Below are 18,714 nucleotides of genomic sequence, written 5' to 3' on the forward strand. Positions count from 1 at the left end.
GGTCCGGGCGGCGGACATAGGTCGCCCGGTCGCCCGCCTCGCTGGCGACGACAGCGACCGGATAGCCGCGATTGGCGATCTCGCCGGCAAGGCCCCGGCTATCGATCGCCGACCAGACCGCATCCCGCGCCCGCGCGTGGTCGAGGGTGAATTTCAGATGCGCCGCCGTCGGCAGGCCCGATCCGGCCCGGCCGAGGCCGACCCGCGCGGCGGTGAAGCGGCGCAGGTCTTCGAGCACCGGTGTCGCCGGAGTGATGACGTCGAGGTGGCGGGTCTTGTCGTCGCTCATTCCGCCGCCTCCAGTCGGGCCGAGAGGGCGGCGAGGCCGGGGCGCATGGCCAGCGGATCGGGATCGGGCCGCAGGCGGCCGGCGCCATCGGTCAGGCCGACCTCGGCCAGCCAGGCCTCGAATTCCGGCGCGCGCCTGCGCCCGGTGATGTCCCGCGCCGACAGGGCGTCGTGATAGGACAGGCTCTGGTAATTCAGCATGACGTCGTCGGCGCCCGGCACGGTGATGACGAAATTCACCCCGGCATTGACGAGGAGGAGCAGGAGCCCGTCCATGTCGTCCTGATCGGCGTCGCAATGATTGGTGTAGCAGACGTCGACCCCCATGGGGACACCCAGCAACTTGCCGCAGAAATGATCCTCGAGGCCGGCGCGGGTGATTTCCTTGCCGTTGTAGAGATATTCGGGGCCGATGAAGCCGACCACCGTGTTCACCAGCAAGGGATCGAAGCGGCGGGCGACGGCATAGGCGCGCGCCTCCATGGTCTGCTGGTCGACACCATGATGGGCGTTGGCCGACAAGGCGGCGCCTTGCCCCGTCTCGAAATACATGACATTGCGCCCGACCGTGCCCCGGCCCAGCGACAGGGCGGCATCCTGCGCCTCGGCGAGGGTGGCGAGACTGACGCCGAAGCCGGCGTTGGCGCCTTCGGAGCCCGCGATCGACTGGAACACGAGATCGACCGGCGCGCCCTTGTTGATCGCCTTGATCGCGGTGGTGACATGGCCGAGGCAGCAGGTCTGGGTCGGCGCGTTCAGCCGCTCGCGGATATCGTCGAGCAGGGAGACGACGCGGGTATAATCCTGCACGCCATCGGTCGCCGGATTGACACCCAGGACGGCATCGCCCGCGCCCAGCAGCAGCCCGTCCACGAGGCTGGCGGCGATGCCGCGCGAATCATCGGTCGGATGATTGGGTTGCAGGCGGGTGGCGAAACGGCCGGGCAGGCCGATGGTGTTGCGGAAGGCGGTGATCACCCGGCATTTCGCCGCGACGAGGATCAGGTCCTGCAGCCGCATCAGCTTGGAGACGGCGGCGACCATCTCGGGGGTGAGGCCGGGGCGGATCGCGGCCAACGCCTCGGACGTCGCCCGGGGCGACAGCAGCCATTCGCGGAACTCGCCGACGGTCATCGCGGCGATGGGACGGAAGGCCGCGGCATCGTGACCGTCGAGGATCAGGCGGGTGACCTCGTCGATCTCGTAGGGCACGAAGGTCGCGGTCAGAAAATCGGCAAGCGGTGCCTCGGCAAGCGCCATCTGTGCCGCAATTCGGTGCACCGCGCTCTCGGCCGCGAGACCGGCCAGTTCATCGCCCGAGCGTTTCGGGGTGGCCTTGGCCAGAAGGTCCCGAAGGTCGGGAAAGCGCCAGTTCGTGCCGTCCAGCGCGATCGAATAGGCCATCTGAAAACGCCTCACACCGCCGTGTTCACTACCGAATGCCGACGAATCAAGGGTATCGACGGCTGGTGTTGCAGTGCAAGAAAAATGCCAGTCAGGACGCCCGGCGGAAGGCGAGGGCGGAGCCATCCTCTTCGATCAGGCGGATGGTGCCGTCGCCCGACAATTCCAGCTTCGCCGGGCCGGGCGCCGGCTGCTTGCGTTTGTCGAGACAGGCGGAAACACGGATTTCCCGCGCCTCGCCCCAGGTCCAGGCGCAGGTCACCGGGGCGGGGCCAAGGGCGACATGGGCCTTCGCCCCCTCGAACGACAGGGTGGCCGCGCCGAACATGGCGAGGATGCCCGAAGCCTCCTCGGCCGAGACCGTTTTCCTCGCGGTCAGGGTCTGCAGGCTGAGCGTCCGGTCCACGCGCCACTCGCCTTCGATGTTTCCATCCGCGAAAACCGGGCCGGCCAGCAGGATGCTAGCGATGGCCATAAACGACAGGGGCCGGCGAATTCGGACCAACAACGGCGATGGCATTGGTGCTCTCGTCATAAGACATGGTTCCCGTGAAGCGGAAGGGTCCGGTGCCGGTGCCGTCGACGCAGCGGTCGACGAGGACGGATGTCCCGTCCAGCTTCCAGTGGCAACGGCCGTTGACGCGGCTGCCCATGGACGGCCCCGTGACGAAAGTGAGGGTATCGCCCGAAAATTCGAAAAACAGCAGGTCTTTCGTTTGATTCAGCATCTCGCGCAGCTGGGGCGTGGACTTGCCTGCGGCCACCATGTTGGCCTGTGTCGTCTCGACATCGAGACCGAAGCGCCCCTGCGGCCCCCCCGCGGCCAGGGCCGGCACAGCAGCGGCCAGCATCGCCGCGCAAAGGATGAGGCCGGACAGAGGGGGGCGGGGCATGAGCGTCTCCAACGCTGGGGATGCGTGATCCTAGCAGATGTCGCCAAATCGGAGATACCCCATCTGGCGCTCCGCGAAGCGTGATAATCCATCATTGATGAACAAAGTCATTTATTGATATACTTCCAACCCACAACAACCGTTGGAATCATGGACGAGATCGAAAAGGTCAACCGCCCCAGGGCGAAGATCGGGCACAAGCTGCGGGCGCGGCGGCAGGAACTGGGCATGACCCTCGACGAGGTCGCGGCCGCCGCCGATCTGACCAAGAGCTTCCTCTCGGCGGTGGAGCGGGACCAGACCTCGCCGTCCGTCGCGTCCCTGCTCGCGGTCTGCGATGTGCTGCGCCTGCAGGTCGGGGCCCTGTTCGAGGCGGCGGGGGAGGCCGTCGTTCGTGTCGCCGACCGGCGGCCGATCGAATTCGGCGGCAGCGGCATCTCGGACCTGCTGGTGTCCCCGGCCCTGACCCGGCGCTTTCAGGCGGTTCTGTCCCATCTGGCGCCGGGCGCCGATGGCGGCGAGGAACTTTACAGCCTGCGCGCGGCCGAGGTCTTCGTTCTGGTCGAGGAGGGGGCGGTCACCATTCGCTTCGCCGGGGAAGTGGTGACGCTTTCGGTCGGTGACACGCTCACCTACGACCCGCGCCGGCCGCATAGTTTCGGCAATGCCTCGGCCACGCTGCCGGCGACCGCCCTTTTCATCATCATGCCCGCCCTGTCGTGAAGGTTGCTTGCCATGCCTGACGGTCTGTTGTCCGCCCTCCAGCACCCCCTCGCGCAGGCCAGAGGCCTGCCGGCGGAGGCCTATACCGATCCCGGCTTCTTCCGCCGCGAGCAGGCGCGGCTGTGGGCGCGAAGCTGGGTCGCCGTCGGCGCCGCTTCCGATGTGGCGACGCCGGGTGACGTGCTGCCGCTGACCCTGGCCGGGCAGCCGGTCTTTCTCGCCCGGGGGCAGGACGGGATCCTGCGCGCCTTCCACAATGTCTGCACCCACCGGGGCCTCCTCCTCGTCGAAGAGGCGGGACGGGAGAAGCTGCTGCGCTGTCCCTATCACGCCTGGGCCTTCGATCTCGAAGGGGGCCTGCGCGCGACGCCGCATTTCGGCGGTATCGGCTGCCACACGCTGGAAGGGTTCGACCCCGCCGACCACGGCCTGAAGCCCATCCGTCTCGCCCAGTGGAACGATCTCGTCTTCCTCGATCTCTCGGGCGATGCCGAACCTTTCGAGGCTCATGCCGCGCCGCTCGTCGCCCGCTGGGCGGATTATGATTTCGCCGCCACCCGCCCGGCCGGCCGCATGGATTTCGAGATCGCGGCCAACTGGAAACTCCTGGTCGAGAATTTCTGCGACACCTACCACCTGCCGTTCATCCACCCGCAGGTGAACGAATATTCCAAGGCCGAGGATCATTACGACGTGATCGACGGCACCATCGTCGGCACCGGCAACCGCACGGCGACCCGGGAGGGCGCGCCGGTCCTGCTGCCGCCGTTCCCCGGCCTTTCACCCGAGAAGGCGCGGCTCGGCGAATTCCTGACGCTGTTCCCGAACGTGTTGATCTTCCTGATGCCGGACCATTATTTCACCGTGACGGTGACCCCGCTCGACGAGGGCCATTCGACTGAGCGTCTGGATTTCCATTTCGTCGGGGAGGGGGCGACGGCGCCCCAATATGCCGCCCGGCGCCAGGAACTCTACGACCTCTGGGCAGAGCTGAACCGGCAGGACATCACCATCGTCGAGCGCCTGCAGAAGGGCCGCGTCTCGCGCGGCTTCGACGGCGGCTGTTTCTCGCCCGCGCTTGAAGCACCGATTCACCACGTCCAGACCCTCGTCGCCCGCATGATGGAAAAGGCCTGATCATGACCGTGCAATGCTACAAGGCGGCCGACCGCCAGTTCGCGACCTATCTCGGCAAGCCGGGGCAGACGGCGGTCAATTACGCCGAGATCGCCAAGCTGATCGGGCCCGAGGTCTCGTCGACCATGGGGGCCGGCGTCGTCACCTACCGCCACCTCACGGTCACCTGGTGCCTGCCCTTCGACGAGGTGCTGGTGATTCTGGCCGGCAACATGCGCGTCACCTCGGCCGGGGTCACCCATGACGTCGGCCCCGGCGACGTGCTGTTCTTCCCGAAGGAGACCCCGCTCGATTACGAGGTCGACGAGGAGGTCACGCTTTTCTATGTGAAATACCCGGTCGACCGCACCGCCGCCGTGCCCGAGCTGTAACCTGCGGTGGACTTGGGCGCGGAACAAAGGCTAATAAGGCTGATCAATAAGGGTTTGCGCGGTTCAGAGGATCATGAAGAGCATCAACGAGATCCGTTCCACCTTCATCGACTATTTCGTGAAGGCCGGTCATCGTCCTGTCGCCTCCAGCCCGCTGGTGCCGGCGAACGACCCGACGCTGATGTTCACCAATGCCGGCATGGTCCAGTTCAAGGACATTTTCACCGGCAAGGAACGCCGGGACTACGTCCGCGCCGCGAGTTCGCAGAAATGCGTGCGCGCCGGCGGCAAGCACAACGATCTGGACAATGTCGGCTACACCGCGCGCCACCACACCTTCTTTGAAATGCTGGGGAATTTCTCCTTCGGCGACTATTTCAAGGAAACCGCGATCGAGCTGGCCTGGAACCTGATCACCAGGGATTTCGGCCTGCCCAAGGACAAGCTCTGGGTCACGGTCTATCACGACGACGACGAGGCCTTCGGCTTCTGGAAGAAGATCGCCGGCCTGCCGGACGAGCGCATCGTCCGCATCGCCACCTCGGACAATTTCTGGGCCATGGGCGATACCGGTCCCTGCGGCCCCTGTTCGGAAATCTTCTTCGACCATGGCCCCGGCGTCGCCGGTGGCCCGCCGGGCAGCCCGGACGCCGATGGCGACCGCTATATCGAGATCTGGAATCTCGTCTTCATGCAGTACGAGCAGTCGGCCGACGGCACGCGCGTGGCGCTGCCCAAGCCGTCGATCGACACCGGCATGGGGCTGGAGCGCGTCTCGGCCGTGCTGCAGGGCGTGCACAACAATTACGAGACCGACCTGTTCAAGGCGCTGATCGCTGCCTCGGCCGACGCGACCAATACCGATCCGAACGGGCCGATGGTCGCCAGCCACCGGGTGATCGCCGACCATCTGCGCGCCTCGTCCTTCCTGATGGCCGACGGCGTCATGCCCTCGAACGAGGGGCGCGGCAATGTGCTGCGCCGGATCATGCGCCGCGCCATGCGCCATGCCCAGCTGCTGGGCGCCAAGGATCCGCTGATGTACCGGCTGGTGCCCGCGCTCATCAAGCAGATGGGCGTCGCCTATCCCGAATTGATCCGGGCCGAGGCCCTGATCACCGAGACCCTGAAGCTGGAAGAGACCCGCTTCAAGCAGACGCTGGAGCGCGGCCTGAAGCTGCTCGACGACGAGGTCGAGAAGCTGGGTGTGGGCCAGCCGCTGCCGGGCGATGTCGCCTTCAAGCTCTATGACACCTACGGCTTCCCGCTGGACCTGACGCAGGATGCCCTGCGCGCCAAGGATATCGCGGTCGACACCGACGGCTTCAACACGGCGATGGCGCACCAGAAGGCCGAGGCCCGCAAGGCCTGGGCCGGCTCGGGCGAGGCGGCGACCGATCTCGTCTGGTACGAGCTGAAGGAAGAGGTCGGCGCGACCGAATTCCTCGGCTATGAAACCGAAACCGCCGAGGCGAAGATCGCCGGCCTCATCGTCGACGGCAAGCGGGTGACCAGCGCCGGCCCCGGCACCGCCGTCGCCATCGTCGTGAACCAGACGCCGTTCTATGGCGAATCCGGCGGCCAGATGGGCGACACCGGCACCATCAGGGGCCCCGGCTATGCGGTCGCGGTCACCGACACGGCGAAGAAGCTCGGCCTGCATATCCATCTCGGCACGGTCGAGGGCGGCACGATCAAGGTCGGCGACGACATTCACCTCTCGGTCGACAACGGCCGGCGTTCGCGCCTGCGCGCCAATCATTCGGCCACCCATCTGCTGCACAAGGCGCTGCGCGACGTGCTCGGCCCCCATGTCACCCAGAAGGGCTCCATGGTCGCCGAGGAGCGCCTGCGCTTCGACATCAGCCATCCCAAGGCCCTGTCGGACGAGGAGATCGACGCGGTCGAGATCGGCGTCAACGCGGCGATCCGCGAAAACGGCGGTGTCACCACCCGCCTGATGACGCCGGACGACGCCATCAAGGCCGGCGCCCTCGCGCTGTTCGGCGAGAAATACGGCGACGAGGTTCGTGTCGTCTCCATGGGCGGGGCCGACCTCGACCATGCCTATTCGACCGAACTTTGCGGCGGCACCCATGTCTTCCGCACCGGCGATATCGCCGTGTTCAAGATCGTGTCGGAATCCGCCGTCTCGGCCGGCGTCCGCCGGATCGAGGCGCTGACTGGCGCCGCCGCGCTGAAATACATGCGCGACGAGGAAATCCTGCTCAAGAAGGCGGCTTCCGCCCTGAAGGCGTCGCCCGCCGAACTGCCCGACCGTGTCGCCAGCCTCCTGGACGAGCGCAAGCGGCTGGAGCGCGAACTGGCCGAGGCGAAGAAGCAGCTCGCCACCGGCGGCGGCTCGGGCGGCGGGCTGACCGCCATCGAGGTCGGCGGCGTCAAGGTCATCGCCAAGAAGCTGGACGGCGTGAACCCCAAGGACCTGCGCGGCCTCGTCGACGAGACCAAGAAGCAGCTCGGCTCAGGCATCGTCGCCTTCGTCGGCGTCAATGACGGCAAGGCGGCGCTGGTCGTCGGCGTGACCGAGGATCTGGTGGCGAAGCACAGCGCGGTCGACCTGATCCGCGTCGGCGTCGAGGCGGTGGGCGGCAAGGGCGGCGGTGGCCGTCCCGATCTCGCCCAGGCCGGCGGCCCCGAGGGCGACAAGGCGGATGCGGCGATCGAGGCCATGGTGAAGGCGATCGGGGCTTGAGAATAGTCCTCGACTTGCAACGCGGCTCGGTTATGGTCTGCCCAAGATTCTACCGGTCGTGCCAAAGGGGATCAGGACCATGAAGGTTTCCGAGCTTATTGCAGAACTGTCGAAGATCGACGGCGACACTGAACTGCGTCTCGCCATGCCGTTCGACGAAGACGAAGTCGACGTCTATGAAATCGGCGCGATCGACGTGATCGAAGACGATCAGGGCGACTCCGCGGTCCTCCTGATCGCCGAACTCGAATATGAAGACGGCGAATTCGAAGAAGGCGCCGACAACGACGATTGATTCTCAAGGGATCCCGTCTTGAAGCCCCGCCGGCGACGGTGGGGCTTTTTGTTTGTCGGGCGGGGCTTGGATTATAGAGGCTTTCCCCTCACGCCGCCCGCTTCAGGGCGGACAGCACCAGGGGCAGGCGATCGTTGCCGAAATACATGTCGGTGCCGTCGATGAACATGGTGGGGGAGCCGAAGCCGCCCCTCGCCACCAACTCCTCGGTATTGCCGCGCAGGCGCGCCTTGTAGTCGTCGCTGTTGATCTTGTCGAAGAAGGCGCGGCGCTCGATCCCGAGGTCGTCGAGCACGGGGATGATCACCTCGTCCCGCGAAATATCCTCCAGCCGGCCCCAGTAAGCCTCGAACAGGGCGCGGACGTAAGGCACCAGGACGCCCGCTTCCTCGGCCACGAAGCAGCCGCGCATCACCTTCACGCTGTTGACCGGAAAGACCGGCGGCTGGCCGATGGTGATGCCCGCTTCCCGCGCCCAGTCGGCCATGTCCTTGAAGTAATAGCGCATCTTGACCGGGTTCGGATTCTCCCGCCAGGCATAGACGCTGTCGTTGACGGCGTTGAACACGCCGCCGACGAGGATCGGCCGGAACACCAGATCCGCGCCGCCTTCCGCCGCCACCGCCTCGATGCGGGTGAAGGCGAGATAGGTCCAGGGGCTGGAGATATCGAAGAAGAATTCGAGCCTGGGCATGGTCCCTCCCGTTTGGGTCTGCCTGTCGTTTTTCGCATGGTGCCACCGAACGGCGCCGTGACACACTCCCCGTCGCCATGAATGTGGGGAAACAAGCATGACCAGCGATCTGATCCTCTACACCAACCCGATGTCGCGCGGGCGAATCGCGCGCTGGATGCTGGAGGAGGCGGGGGCAGTCTACGAGACCCGCGTGCTCGACTATGGCACCACGATGAAGGCGCCCGACTATCTGAGGATCAATCCCATGGGCAAGGTGCCGGCCATCGTCCACAAGGGCGTGGCGGTGACCGAGACGGCGGCGATCTGCGCCTATCTCGCCGATGCCTTTCCCGAGGCGGGCCTCGCCCCCGCGATCGGCGATCCGTTGCGCGGGGCCTGGTATCGCTGGCTGTTCTATGCCGCCGGCCCCTATGAGGCATCTTTCGGCGACAAGGCCATGGGGGTCGAGGTGCCGGCCGACAAGCGCGCCATGGTCGGTTACGGCTGTTTCGCCGATGTCATGAACACGGTCGAGGCCGCGCTGGCGCAAGGACCCTATATCCTAGGCGACCGCTTCAGTGCCGCCGACGTCTATCTGGGCTCGCAGATCGGTTTTGGCCTCCAGTTCGGCATGACCGAGCCGAGGCCCGCCTTCGCCGCCTATTGGCAGCGCCTTATCGAGCGTCCGGCTCACATCCGCGCAACCGCCCTCGACGATGCCCTGATGCCGAAGACGGCCTGAGCCGATGGCCTTCAGTCTTTCGGTCCTCGACCAGTCGCCGATCCGGGTCGGCGGCACGGCGGCGCAGGCGTTGCAGGAAACCATTGCGCTCGCCCGCCATGCCGAGGCGCTGGGCTATCACCGCTTCTGGTGCGCCGAGCATCATTCCTCGGCCGCTTTCGCGGGGTCGGTGCCCGAAATCCTGATAGCGCATCTGGCCGCCGTCACCTCGTCGATCCGGCTCGGCACCGGCGGGGTCATGCTGTCCCATTACGCCCCGCTGAAAGTGGCCGAGAGTTTCCGGATGCTGGAGACCCTCTATCCCGGGCGCATCGATCTCGGCCTTGGCCGGGCGCCGGGCGGCGACCAACTCACCACCGCCGCGCTTCGCCCCGGGCCGCAGGCCTATGGCCCCGAAGTCTTTCCCGAGCAATTGGTCGATCTCTGTTCCTTCCTCACCGGGCGGATGGAGGAAAGCCATCCCTTCGCCCGCGTCTATGCCCAGCCGCGCGGCGACGGCGTGCCGGATGTCTGGCTGCTGGGTTCGGGCGGCGATTCTGCCGCCTATGCCGGGGCGATCGGCGCGGGCTTCGCCTATGCCCATTTCATCAACCCGGACAATCTGGCCCAGGCGGTCGAGACTTACCGCCGCAGTTTCCGCCCCGGTCTTTATGACCGGCCGCGGGTGATGCTGGCGCTCTTCGCCCTCGCCGCCGATACCGACGAAGAGGCGCGCTATCTGGTGCGGACCCGCGATGTCTGGGTGCTGAACCTGCTGGCGGGGCGCAACGTGCCCTTCCCGGACCCGGCCACCATCGATATCGACTCCTTGCCCGCCGCCGCCCGCCAGCGCCTCGAGCTTGTCGGCGCGCGCGGCATCGCGGGCGATGCCGCGACGGTGAAGGCCCGTATCGCCCGGCTGGCCGCCAGCGTCGGCGCGGACGAGGTGACGGTGGTGACCATCACCTATGACTTCAAGGCGCGCCTGCGGTCCTACGAGTTGCTGGCACCGGGGGGGTAAGCCGGGCCTTTCCCGCCCTTGGCGATGGCCGGCAGCGGCACCCGCTCGATATCGAGGTGATCGGTCGAGGTGGCGCGGCGGCGGGCTTCGACGAAGCGGGCGAAGAGATTGCCGCCAGCGCTGATCAGCGCCTGCGGCGCCCCGGCCGAGACGAACTGGCCGTTCTCGATGCAGACCACTTCGTCGGCGACGGCGGTGACGAAATCGACGTCATGTTCGACCATGATGATCGTCACCTCGCGCGACAACTCGCGCAGCACCGCGACGAGGCGCGAGGTCGATTCGACATCGACGCCGGTCGACGGCTCGTCGAGCAGCAGGATGCGCGGGGCGAGGATCAGGGCGCGGGCCAGCGCCACCAGCCGGCGCTGGCCGCCCGACAGGGTGCCGGTGCCGGCCGCCTGGGTCACCGGAATATCGAGGACACCCTCGGGGCGGATCCGGTTGAGGGCATCGAGCACGCCGACCCGGCGCAGCACGGCGAGGATTTCGTCGTCACTCACATCCGGCTTCACCAGCTCGAAATTCTTGCGCAAGGATCCCGACAGCATCAACGGAAACTGCGACAGGGTGACGACCTGCCGGCGCAGGGATTCCAGCGTATAGGCGGTCAGCACCCGCCCGCCGATGGTGACCGAGCCCCCTTGCGGGTCATACAGCCGGACGAGGAGGCGCATCACCGAACTCTTGCCCGAGCCCGAGCCGCCGACGATCGCCGTGATCGCCCGCGCCCGGAAGCGGTGCGAGACGCCGTTCAGGATCACCGGGGTCCTGGCCGGGGGATAGCCGAAGGTGACATTCGCCAATTCCGCCGTGGCGTCCGCCATGGCGATATCGGCGGCATCCCGAGCGTCGGCGATTTCGGGTTTTGCGTCGATGATCTCGCCCACCGGGCGGATCATCGGCCAGTTCACGGACAGGCCGGTGAAGAAGGTGACCAGTTCCTGGATCGGGCCGACGACCAGCGGCACCATCAGGATGAGGCCGAGCAGGGCGCCCACGGGCGTGCTGGCGTCGAAGGAAAAGGCGGCATAGATCAGGAGGACGGTGGTCAGGATCACCGACATGGAACCCTGGAACTGCTGCGCCGCCTCGCGCCTGAGGGTGGCGCGCAGCTTGGCCGCCATCACCGACTGCAGCCGTTCCCCGATCGAGCGGGAACGCTGGGCCTGGGCGCGCATCAGCTGGACTTCGAGCGGCTGGGCGGTGGAATTGCCCAATTCGTCGGCGAAGGCCGCTTCCTCGGCCCGGACCTGTTCGAAGGCCCGGCCGACGACGCCCGACAGTTTCCAGCCGATCAGCGGAATGATCACGACGAGCGCCAGCAATATCCAGCGCGCCATCGGCGGAATGCCGGCGAAGGCCGACAGATTGCCGGCGAGGAAAATTCCGGCGGTGACGAGGCCGACACCGCGGGTGAGCGGATAGGCCAGGATTTCGCGCAAGGTGAACTGCGCCCCGGCCGAGAAATTATTGATGATCTGGACCAGCTGTGGCCCGGTCACCTTGCCGTGGAACTGCGGGCCGAGCAGCAGCATCCGGTCGTGCAGCAGATGGCGCAGCGCGACCAGCATCTTCTCGTTCGACCAGGTGGTGACCAGCTTGCTGGCCATCGACAGCAGGATGACGACGACGGCGAGCACGGCATAGAGGAGGGCCATCATCTTCGGATCGGCCGTGCCCTTGCCTTCCAGCGCCCCGGTCAGCGAGACCAGCACCTGCTGGGTATAGGGCGTGAGCGCGTTGACCAGGGCGGCGAGCCCGACCGAGGCGAGGAAGGGCAGCGGCGCCGATTTCGCCAGCATCACCGCCCAGCGCAGCAGCTTGGAGAACTTCATCGGCTCCGGCGGAAAAGGCAGGCCGGGGAAGCCGGGGCCGCCCGGCCCCTTCATGCCACCGGGCGGCATCGCGCCGGGGGGCGGGGCGCCTTTGGGGGCGCCGGCCAATGGCAGGGGAATGCCCTGGGGCGGCGGGGCTTTCTTCTCGGCGCCGGGGCCGGGCGGCGGTCCGTCAGACATGGCCATGGGCGCGGGCTTTCAGAATGGTTTTCAGCTCGAACTGGCGAAGCATCGGCCAGCGGCCCAGGAACAGGCAGCACATGGCGGTGACCGTCGGCGTCGCGAAACTGGTGCCGGTCTTCACCGTGTAGCCGCCACCGGGGGCGGGCACCGTCAGGTCGTTGCCGAGGGTGGCGAATTCGATCAGGCCCTGTTCGATGAAATGCAGGCTCATCGGCTCGACCTGATGATTGTCGATCGAGATGACGCTGGAAAATTCCGCCGGCAGGCCTTCGTCGGTCACGGGAACATTGCGCTTGGCGGCGACCACCACCTGGTTCCGCTGATAGGCGCTTTCGCACAATTTGAAGAGCGGTTCGCGCTGGGAGGCGGGAATGGCCAGGCTCATGTTGATGAGGCGCAGGCGCTGGGCGAGGACATGGCGGAAGGCGACGAGGGAGGCGGTGGGATCGCCCTTGTTGCGGGCGTCGAGCACGCGGATGTCGTGGATGCGGGCATTGGGCGCGATGCGGGCGATGATGCCGGCGACCGCGGTGCCATGGCCGAAAGTATCGTTGTTGATGCCGGTTTCGAGGGGATGGACGGCGAGGCGGCCCTCCTCGTCCTCGACCGTCCATTGGCTGACGACGCGGCCGGCGAGGTCGGGATGGGTGGCGTCGATGCCGGAATCGATCACGGCGACCTCGACCGGGGCGAGATCGCTCGCGGCCAGTTCGTCGAATCGGGCGGCCGTGGCTTCGGTAATCGCGACGGAGGACATGGGCGCGGCCGATCAGATGGCGATATCGGCCATCTGTTCGAACAATTGGGCGAGGCGGGGCAGGCGGTCCGGCCGGCTGCGCGCGACCGAGGCGACAGCCGCCATGATGCGCGCCTCCTCCGGTCCGAAGCCGGCGGTGGTGACATCGCCGGTGCCGCCCGAGAGTTCGCGCAGGCGGCTGTGCTGATCCAGCATCAGGGCGGCGACAGTGGCGAAATTGCCATAGGCCCGGCCGTCGTCGGTGGTGAAACGGTAGCCCGGCTTGAAGCGGACGCCGGTCAGCACGCCGATCAGCGTATCGCCCGAGACCATGGGGGCGGCGATGACGGCGCTGGGCTCGCCCTCGACCCCGGTCGCCTGGTTGCAATCATCGACGGTCTTGAAGGTGGGGGCGCCGATCTGGACTTCATGGGTGAGGGCGGCGAGGCCGGTCAGGCCCGCGCCGATCGGAACGCGCTGTCCGATCAGGCTGGACGGGCCGTTCACGGTCATGACGAAGCGCAGGTCGTTGGCATCGCGGTCATAGGCGAGGACCGAGCCTTCGGCCGCGTCCACCGTGCGAATCGCCGTCTCGAGCAGCAGGCGCAACACGCCTTCCTCCCGCGTCGACGGCGCGATGCCGAGATAGCGGCTCAGAAACGAACGATCCATGGCCATCAGGTTCCCCCCTTGAATGCCGGCGAGTGTACCAGCATGTCGGCCACACTGCGATATCACCGCCGCTTTCGCGGTGAAGCAGGTCTCATCTCTCAGATATGGGGATAGGTGGTCACGGAGCGGTTTCGACCGCTCGATTTGGCGGCATAGAGCATGGCGTCGGCGCTGCGCATCAGATTGTCCAGGCTTTCGCCCTCGAGGCCCGTCACCACGCCGAAACTGGCGGTGATGGTCATGTCCGGCGGCACGCCGGAGAAGGCGCAGTCTTCGATCTCCCGGCGCAGGGCCTCGGCGAATCTGAAGTTGTCGTCCTGCGCGCGGCGCGGCCGGAGAATGATGAACTCCTCGCCGCCGACCCGGGCGGCGATGGCGCCGGCGGTCAGATGGCGCCGGATCAACTGGCCGACTTCCCGCAGCACATTGTCCCCGACACCATGGCCGAGGGTGTCGTTGATGTCCTTGAAGTGATCGAGATCGCAGAAGATCACGCCGCAGGGTGCCTGATGGGCGGGCTGCGCGTGGTGCTCGAAGCCGCGGCGATTCAGAAGGCCGCTCAGGGGGTCGTGCAGACCGTCATTCCGCGTGGCATCGACGACATCGCTGGCCATGCAGCACAGGACCATGGTGGTCAGGGCGACAAACGTCAGGATGCCGAAGAAATTGGTGCTCGCCCAATAGATCGTCTCGCGGAAATCGGCCGGGGGCGGCAATTGCGCGTCGAAATACACGGCCAGAAGGCAGCGCGGGATAAAATGGGCGCCCATCGCCATGAGGCCCCAGTAGATCGCCTGACCGATCAGGGGCTTCTCGTGGCGGGCCGGCCCGATGCGAAGGGCGGTCGCGATCAGGCTGAGGCCACAGGAGAAATTCAGCACATAGATCTGGGCCACGACATCGGGCGCGATCGCGCTGAAATAATGCATGGCCACCACGACGGCGAGGGCGGCGGGCAGGGCCAGACGGTAATCGTTCCGCTTGCCGAAGAAGCGCAGGAACAGTTCCGAGGTCGCGAAGACGCTGGCGACATAGAATATCGCGACGATCGTCGTGCCGCCCGGCGTCAGGGGCGGCCAGACGAAGGATTGCAGCGTCAGGGCGGCGGCGAAGAAATAGAAAGCGAAAGGCGCCAGCAGGGTATAGCGCCCCGTCCGGGTCATGACATGCGCGAGCACGATGATCGTGCCGAAGAGCGCGGCGATGACCGGCAACAGAAGCAACAGGAAGAAATTGGGGATCGAGATGCTGTCCATGCTGATCTGTTGCTGGCTCCTTGAACCCCCTTGTCACATTACGACCCGAACATGCCCTCCACCACAGCGTAGAGCACGGAGAGGTCAGCGTCCCGTCAAGAAGGGGATAAAAAGCGAAACCCCGGCAGGTTGCCCTGCCGGGGTTTCAAATCGTGCAGATCTTGCGTGGAGCGTCAGTTCAGACGGGTCGCCACGGAGGCGATCGTCTCGCCGATCAGGCGGTCCTTGGCGGCACCGTCGAGCCTTGTCGCGATGATCTCGCGCGCGGCGGCAACGGCGACTTCGGCCGCGATACGACGAACCTCGGCGATCGCATTGGCTTCGGCCTGGGCGATCTTGGCCTTGCCCATCTCGACCTTGCGGGCGAGGGAGGCGGCCAGATCGGCTTCGGCCTTGGCGGCGAGGCCTTCGGCCACGGCGCGGGCCTCGACCACGATCGCTTCCGCTTCCTTGTCGGCGTTCCGGGTCGCCTCGCGGTATTTCGCGAGAGCGGCCTCGGCTTCGGCCTTCAGCCCGGCGGCGGCGTCGAGGTCGGCCTTGATCTTGGCCGCGCGATCGTCCAGCGCCTTGCCCATCGAGCCCGGCACCTTGAGATAGACGATCACGCCAAGGAAGATCACGAAGGCGACGGCGACCCAGGTTTCCGGATTGGACAGGAATTCCATGATGTCCGCTCCTTAACCGTTGCGGGCCAGCGCGGCATCGACCGCCGGGGCGGCAGATGCTTCGTCGACCTCGATGCCGGCCACCTTGGCCGTGATGGCACGCGATGCGTCGAGGGCGATGGTGCGCACCTCGGCGAGGGCGGCGGCCTTGGTCGCGCTGATGCGCGCCTCGGCGGCCTTGGCTTCTTCCGCCAGCTGGGCTTCGAGCTCGGCCTTGCGGGCAGCTGCCGCGGCTTCGATCTTGGCCTTCGCTTCGGCGGCGATGGCATTGGCGCGCTGCCGCGCCGCCGCCAGGGCCTTTTCATAGGCCGCGATCGCCGCCGCCGCTTCGTCCTTCAGACGGACGGCGTCGGAAAGATCACCCTCGAGCTTGGCTTTCCGGCCTTCGATCGTGCCCTGCAGCTTCGGCAGCACCAGGGTGCTGAGAAGAACGAGCAGGAGCACGAAGGTAACGGCCAGCCAGAAGATCTGCGGCGGGAAATCCTCGAAGCGGAGCTGAGGCAGCCCCTTCTTCTCGGCACCCTCGGCCAGCGCCGGGGAAACCGCGGCGACGGCGAGGGTCAGTCCCAACATGTATTGCCGCATGACCTGTTCCGATCCCGGTAAGTGTTACGGGATCAACCGAACAGGACGAGCAGGCCGATCAGCAGCGAGAAGATGCCGAGCGCTTCGGTCAGCGCGGCGCCGAGCAGCAGGTTCGGGAACACCTTCGGAGCGGCCGAGGGATTGCGCAGCGCGCCGGCAACGAAGTGGGAGAACAGATTGCCGAGGCCGATGCCCACGCCGCCGAGGCCGAGGGTCGCGAGGCCGGCGCCGATCATCTTGGCAGCTTCGACTTCCATGGAACCATTCCTTCTAAGTTAGGAGCTTCAGTGCTCTCAGGATATCAGTGATGAGGGTGGAACGCGTCGTTAAGATAGATGCAGGTCAGGATGGTGAAGATATAGGCCTGCAGGAAGGCAATCAGAACTTCGAGACCCGTCAGCGCCACGACGAAGAGAAGCGGCAGCCAGCCGGCGAGCACGCCGAGTCCGACGACGAAGCTCGCGAAGACCTTCAGGGTGGTGTGGCCCGCCATCATGTTGGCGAAGAGACGGACGGAGAGGCTGACCGGACGGGTGAGGTAGGAAATCACCTCGATCACGATCAGCAGCGGCGCCAGCCACATCGGCACGCCCGACGGCAGGAAGACGTGGAAGAAGCCGAAACCATGCTTGACGATCCCGAGCACGGTGATGCCGATGATGATGATGAACGACATGGTCGCCGTCACCGCCAGATGGCTGGTCACCGTGAAGGAATAGGGCACCATGCCGAGCATGTTGGCCATCAGCACGAAGATGAAGATGGTGAAGACGAAGGGGAAATACTTCATCCCCTCCTTGCCGGCGTTGTCGCGCAGCAGCCCCGCCACGAACTCGTAGGAGAGTTCGGCGATCGACTGCAGGCGCCCCGGCACGATCGCGGCGCGCGAGGTCGCGATCACGAAGAACAGGGTCGAGACGGCGACGATGATCACCATCCACAGCGCGGAATTGGTGAACGAAATATCGACACCACCAAGATCGAGCGGCACGAGCCGGGTGATCTCGAACTGGTGAAGAGGACCATGCGCTTCGCCGCCTGCGGCCATGTCGAACCTCGAAACTCTCAGCCGCGCGTTGACGAATCTTGCTCTTCACTGGCCTCCGCTTCCGCCTGGAGGCGGCGTGCGGCGCGGATCAGGTTCACCGTCCCGGCGGCGGCGCCCAGGAGGAAGAACACGACCATCAACCAGGGTCTCGTGCCGAACCATCGGTCGAGCGCCCATCCGATCAACCCGCCGACGACGAATCCGGAAACGAATTCGACGCCGAGACGCATAGCCGACCCGAAGGCATTCGACGTTCGGGAAGGCGCTTCCGGCTCGGGCGGACCCAAAACGGTTTCGCGCGCCTCCCGGAGGCGCCGGTCGAGATCGGCCAGGGACGGCAGCGGTTCGTCAGTCATGATCCAGAGTACCCTGTCGAGCGGCCAATTGCAGTCGCTCTTCAATGTCTCTTGGCCAGACCGAACCCATGCCCCGACCCCCAGCCAAGGCGGGCGGAAGGTAAGTGGCCCTTGCATCCTAGTCAAGGTACAAAAGGCCGCATACAAGCCTTTGAAATATCAGCAAAAAGTCGAGTGTCGTCACGGTGTCGCGGGCGGAATCGCACCGCATTGCGGCATAAGTCATTGACGCAGGGGGGAAATTACTCCGCCGCCAGCAATCCGGGCGCCTGGGTCAGGTCGACCGAGACCAGCTGGCTGATGCCGGGTTCCGACATGGTGACGCCGAAAAGCCGGTGCATTCGCTGCATGGTGAGGCCGTGATGGGTGACGACGAGGAATCGCGTCCCGGTCTCCTGCGCGACATCTTCCACGAGATCGCAGAAGCGCACGACATTGGCATCGTCGAGCGGGGCATCCGCTTCGTCGAGCACGCAGATCGGCGACGGATTGACCATGAAGACGGCGAAGATCAGCGACAGCGCGGTCAGGGTCTGCTCCCCGCCCGAGAGGAGCGAGAGCACCTGCAGCTTCTTGCCCGGGGGCGAGGCGTAGATTTCGAGCCCGGCGTCCAGCGGGTCGTCGGATTCGGTCAGCGCGAGGTGGGCCCTGCCGCCGCCGAACAGACGGGCGAAGAGAATGCCGAACTGCTGGTTCACCTGCTCGAAGGCCGCCAGCAACCGCTCCCGCCCCTCGCGGTTCAGGGAACCGATCGAGGCGCGCAGCTTGGCGATGGCGGCGATCAGATCTTCCCGCTCCGTGGTCATGGCCGTGATCTGGCCGTCGATCTCTTCCGCTTCCTGTTCGGCGCGCAGGTTCACGGGGCCGATGCCGTCCCGCTCGCGCCGCAGCCGGTCGAGGCGGGATTCCAGCTCGGCGAGGCCCGGCAGATCTTCGTCCGCCGTGACTTCAGCCTCCGCCAGGATGGCATCGGGCGGGCAATCCAGTTCCTCGTTGATACGGCCGACCAGTTCGTCGAGCCGGACTTGTGCCTGCTGGACGCCGCCTTCGGCCCGTACCCGGGCCTCGCGCAGGGCGCCGGCATCGCTTTCGGCGACGCGCGCGCCGCGCCGGGCTTCCGCCAGGGCCTGTTC

At 66.2% G+C, this 18,714-nt stretch carries 21 protein-coding genes and 1 pseudogene; 7 read left to right on the forward strand and 15 right to left on the reverse strand.

Going from position 1 to position 18,714, the window contains the following annotated elements:
* From WAZ62_RS10865 to WAZ62_RS10880, 4 genes are all read right to left on the reverse strand, one after another.
* A partial coding sequence (locus WAZ62_RS10865) for an ethanolamine ammonia-lyase light chain EutC (RefSeq protein WP_422643546.1) occupies positions 1-289 on the reverse strand: 289 nt, incomplete at its 3' end.
* Positions 286-1,692, reverse strand: a complete 1,407-nt coding sequence (locus WAZ62_RS10870; RefSeq protein ID WP_422643547.1) for an ethanolamine ammonia-lyase subunit EutB — start codon at positions 1,690-1,692, stop codon at positions 286-288. The genes WAZ62_RS10865 and WAZ62_RS10870, both read right to left, overlap by 4 nt.
* Positions 1,693-1,783: 91 nt before the next feature.
* Complete coding sequence (locus WAZ62_RS10875) at positions 1,784-2,098, reverse strand: hypothetical protein (protein ID WP_422643548.1); 315 nt, start codon at positions 2,096-2,098, stop codon at positions 1,784-1,786.
* 55 nt (positions 2,099-2,153) lie between these two features.
* The gene (locus WAZ62_RS10880) at positions 2,154-2,585 is read right to left on the reverse strand and encodes a hypothetical protein (RefSeq protein WP_422643549.1); all 432 of its coding nucleotides are present in this window, start codon (positions 2,583-2,585) and stop codon (positions 2,154-2,156) included.
* 150 nt (positions 2,586-2,735) lie between these two features.
* Here WAZ62_RS10880 and WAZ62_RS10885 point away from each other — a divergent pair, with 150 nt between their 5' ends.
* The 5 genes from WAZ62_RS10885 to WAZ62_RS10905 all read left to right on the forward strand — a co-directional run bounded on the left by WAZ62_RS10885 (position 2,736) and on the right by WAZ62_RS10905 (position 7,824).
* Positions 2,736-3,308 carry a helix-turn-helix domain-containing protein gene (locus tag WAZ62_RS10885; protein ID WP_422643550.1) on the forward strand — a complete coding sequence of 191 codons (573 nt, stop codon included), beginning with the start codon at positions 2,736-2,738 and terminating at the stop codon, positions 3,306-3,308.
* A gap of 12 nt (positions 3,309-3,320) precedes the next feature.
* Positions 3,321-4,445, forward strand: coding sequence for an aromatic ring-hydroxylating oxygenase subunit alpha (locus WAZ62_RS10890; RefSeq protein ID WP_422643551.1), 1,125 nt, complete (start codon positions 3,321-3,323; stop codon positions 4,443-4,445).
* 2 nt (positions 4,446-4,447) lie between these two features.
* Positions 4,448-4,816 carry a cupin domain-containing protein gene (locus tag WAZ62_RS10895; protein ID WP_422643552.1) on the forward strand — a complete coding sequence of 123 codons (369 nt, stop codon included), beginning with the start codon at positions 4,448-4,450 and terminating at the stop codon, positions 4,814-4,816.
* Between the two features lie 73 nt (positions 4,817-4,889).
* Positions 4,890-7,529 (forward strand): alanine--tRNA ligase, encoded by a 2,640-nt coding sequence (alaS, locus tag WAZ62_RS10900; RefSeq protein WP_422643553.1) that lies wholly within the window; start codon positions 4,890-4,892, stop codon positions 7,527-7,529.
* 79 nt (positions 7,530-7,608) lie between these two features.
* Entirely contained in the window at positions 7,609-7,824 is a 216-nt protein-coding gene (locus tag WAZ62_RS10905) for a hypothetical protein (protein WP_422643554.1), read from the forward strand.
* An 88-nt stretch (positions 7,825-7,912) separates the two neighbouring features.
* On the opposite strand, the gene WAZ62_RS10910 is transcribed toward WAZ62_RS10905, so the two are convergent.
* The gene (locus WAZ62_RS10910; protein WP_422643555.1) at positions 7,913-8,518 is read right to left on the reverse strand and encodes a 2-hydroxychromene-2-carboxylate isomerase; all 606 of its coding nucleotides are present in this window, start codon (positions 8,516-8,518) and stop codon (positions 7,913-7,915) included.
* A 97-nt stretch (positions 8,519-8,615) separates the two neighbouring features.
* On the opposite strand from WAZ62_RS10910, the gene WAZ62_RS10915 reads away from it, so the two are divergent.
* Both WAZ62_RS10915 and WAZ62_RS10920 read left to right on the forward strand, forming a co-directional pair.
* Positions 8,616-9,242, forward strand: a complete 627-nt coding sequence (locus WAZ62_RS10915; protein WP_422643556.1) for a glutathione S-transferase family protein — start codon at positions 8,616-8,618, stop codon at positions 9,240-9,242.
* A gap of 4 nt (positions 9,243-9,246) precedes the next feature.
* Positions 9,247-10,242 carry an LLM class flavin-dependent oxidoreductase gene (locus WAZ62_RS10920; protein ID WP_422643557.1) on the forward strand — a complete coding sequence of 332 codons (996 nt, stop codon included), beginning with the start codon at positions 9,247-9,249 and terminating at the stop codon, positions 10,240-10,242.
* Here WAZ62_RS10920 and WAZ62_RS10925 read toward each other — a convergent pair.
* The 10 genes and pseudogenes from WAZ62_RS10925 to WAZ62_RS10970 all read right to left on the reverse strand — a co-directional run.
* Complete coding sequence (locus WAZ62_RS10925) at positions 10,215-12,266, reverse strand: ATP-binding cassette domain-containing protein (RefSeq protein ID WP_422643558.1); 2,052 nt, start codon at positions 12,264-12,266, stop codon at positions 10,215-10,217. The two genes, WAZ62_RS10920 and WAZ62_RS10925, sit on opposite strands and share 28 nt — an antisense overlap.
* Positions 12,253-13,020, reverse strand: coding sequence for a S8 family serine peptidase (locus tag WAZ62_RS10930; RefSeq protein WP_422643559.1), 768 nt, complete (start codon positions 13,018-13,020; stop codon positions 12,253-12,255). Before WAZ62_RS10930 ends, WAZ62_RS10925 begins: the two co-directional genes overlap by 14 nt.
* 12 nt (positions 13,021-13,032) lie before the next feature.
* Entirely contained in the window at positions 13,033-13,671 is a 639-nt protein-coding gene (locus WAZ62_RS10935) for a GAF domain-containing protein (RefSeq protein WP_422643560.1), read from the reverse strand.
* Positions 13,672-13,769: 98 nt separating this feature from the next.
* Complete coding sequence (locus tag WAZ62_RS10940) at positions 13,770-14,927, reverse strand: diguanylate cyclase (protein ID WP_422643561.1); 1,158 nt, start codon at positions 14,925-14,927, stop codon at positions 13,770-13,772.
* A 173-nt stretch (positions 14,928-15,100) separates the two neighbouring features.
* Positions 15,101-15,592 carry a F0F1 ATP synthase subunit B gene (locus tag WAZ62_RS10945; protein WP_422643562.1) on the reverse strand — a complete coding sequence of 164 codons (492 nt, stop codon included), beginning with the start codon at positions 15,590-15,592 and terminating at the stop codon, positions 15,101-15,103.
* Between the two features lie 12 nt (positions 15,593-15,604).
* Positions 15,605-16,165, reverse strand: a complete 561-nt coding sequence (locus WAZ62_RS10950) for a F0F1 ATP synthase subunit B' (protein ID WP_422643563.1) — start codon at positions 16,163-16,165, stop codon at positions 15,605-15,607.
* Between the two features lie 44 nt (positions 16,166-16,209).
* A complete protein-coding gene (locus WAZ62_RS10955) occupies positions 16,210-16,434 on the reverse strand; it encodes a F0F1 ATP synthase subunit C (protein ID WP_422643564.1) in 225 nt (74 codons plus the stop codon).
* A gap of 44 nt (positions 16,435-16,478) precedes the next feature.
* Positions 16,479-17,225 (reverse strand): F0F1 ATP synthase subunit A, encoded by a 747-nt coding sequence (locus WAZ62_RS10960; protein WP_422643565.1) that lies wholly within the window; start codon positions 17,223-17,225, stop codon positions 16,479-16,481.
* A 17-nt stretch (positions 17,226-17,242) separates the two neighbouring features.
* Positions 17,243-17,581, reverse strand: a complete 339-nt coding sequence (locus WAZ62_RS10965; protein ID WP_422643566.1) for an AtpZ/AtpI family protein — start codon at positions 17,579-17,581, stop codon at positions 17,243-17,245.
* A gap of 242 nt (positions 17,582-17,823) precedes the next feature.
* Positions 17,824-18,714, reverse strand: a pseudogene (locus WAZ62_RS10970) (hypothetical protein); the annotation flags it as partial.

The organism is Zavarzinia sp., from assembly GCF_049306435.1.
Taxonomy (GTDB): Bacteria; Pseudomonadota; Alphaproteobacteria; order Zavarziniales; family Zavarziniaceae; genus Zavarzinia.

Excerpts from the sequence above, each read along its gene's own strand:
- WAZ62_RS10870 (WP_422643547.1), bottom strand. The coding sequence starts at position 1,692 with ATGGCCTATTCGATCGCGCTGGACGGCACGAACTGGCGCTTTCCCGAC.
- WAZ62_RS10880 (WP_422643549.1), bottom strand. The coding sequence starts at position 2,585 with ATGCCCCGCCCCCCTCTGTCCGGCCTCATCCTTTGCGCGGCGATGCTG.
- WAZ62_RS10885 (WP_422643550.1), top strand. The coding sequence starts at position 2,736 with ATGGACGAGATCGAAAAGGTCAACCGCCCCAGGGCGAAGATCGGGCAC.
- WAZ62_RS10890 (WP_422643551.1), top strand. The coding sequence starts at position 3,321 with ATGCCTGACGGTCTGTTGTCCGCCCTCCAGCACCCCCTCGCGCAGGCC.
- WAZ62_RS10895 (WP_422643552.1), top strand. The coding sequence starts at position 4,448 with ATGACCGTGCAATGCTACAAGGCGGCCGACCGCCAGTTCGCGACCTAT.
- alaS (WP_422643553.1), top strand. The coding sequence starts at position 4,890 with ATGAAGAGCATCAACGAGATCCGTTCCACCTTCATCGACTATTTCGTG.
- WAZ62_RS10905 (WP_422643554.1), top strand. The coding sequence starts at position 7,609 with ATGAAGGTTTCCGAGCTTATTGCAGAACTGTCGAAGATCGACGGCGAC.
- WAZ62_RS10910 (WP_422643555.1), bottom strand. The coding sequence starts at position 8,518 with ATGCCCAGGCTCGAATTCTTCTTCGATATCTCCAGCCCCTGGACCTAT.
- WAZ62_RS10915 (WP_422643556.1), top strand. The coding sequence starts at position 8,616 with ATGACCAGCGATCTGATCCTCTACACCAACCCGATGTCGCGCGGGCGA.
- WAZ62_RS10920 (WP_422643557.1), top strand. The coding sequence starts at position 9,247 with ATGGCCTTCAGTCTTTCGGTCCTCGACCAGTCGCCGATCCGGGTCGGC.
- WAZ62_RS10925 (WP_422643558.1), bottom strand. The coding sequence starts at position 12,266 with ATGGCCATGTCTGACGGACCGCCGCCCGGCCCCGGCGCCGAGAAGAAA.
- WAZ62_RS10930 (WP_422643559.1), bottom strand. The coding sequence starts at position 13,020 with ATGTCCTCCGTCGCGATTACCGAAGCCACGGCCGCCCGATTCGACGAA.
- WAZ62_RS10935 (WP_422643560.1), bottom strand. The coding sequence starts at position 13,671 with ATGGATCGTTCGTTTCTGAGCCGCTATCTCGGCATCGCGCCGTCGACG.
- WAZ62_RS10940 (WP_422643561.1), bottom strand. The coding sequence starts at position 14,927 with ATGGACAGCATCTCGATCCCCAATTTCTTCCTGTTGCTTCTGTTGCCG.
- WAZ62_RS10945 (WP_422643562.1), bottom strand. The coding sequence starts at position 15,592 with ATGGAATTCCTGTCCAATCCGGAAACCTGGGTCGCCGTCGCCTTCGTG.
- WAZ62_RS10950 (WP_422643563.1), bottom strand. The coding sequence starts at position 16,165 with ATGTTGGGACTGACCCTCGCCGTCGCCGCGGTTTCCCCGGCGCTGGCC.
- WAZ62_RS10955 (WP_422643564.1), bottom strand. The coding sequence starts at position 16,434 with ATGGAAGTCGAAGCTGCCAAGATGATCGGCGCCGGCCTCGCGACCCTC.
- WAZ62_RS10960 (WP_422643565.1), bottom strand. The coding sequence starts at position 17,225 with ATGGCCGCAGGCGGCGAAGCGCATGGTCCTCTTCACCAGTTCGAGATC.
- WAZ62_RS10965 (WP_422643566.1), bottom strand. The coding sequence starts at position 17,581 with ATGACTGACGAACCGCTGCCGTCCCTGGCCGATCTCGACCGGCGCCTC.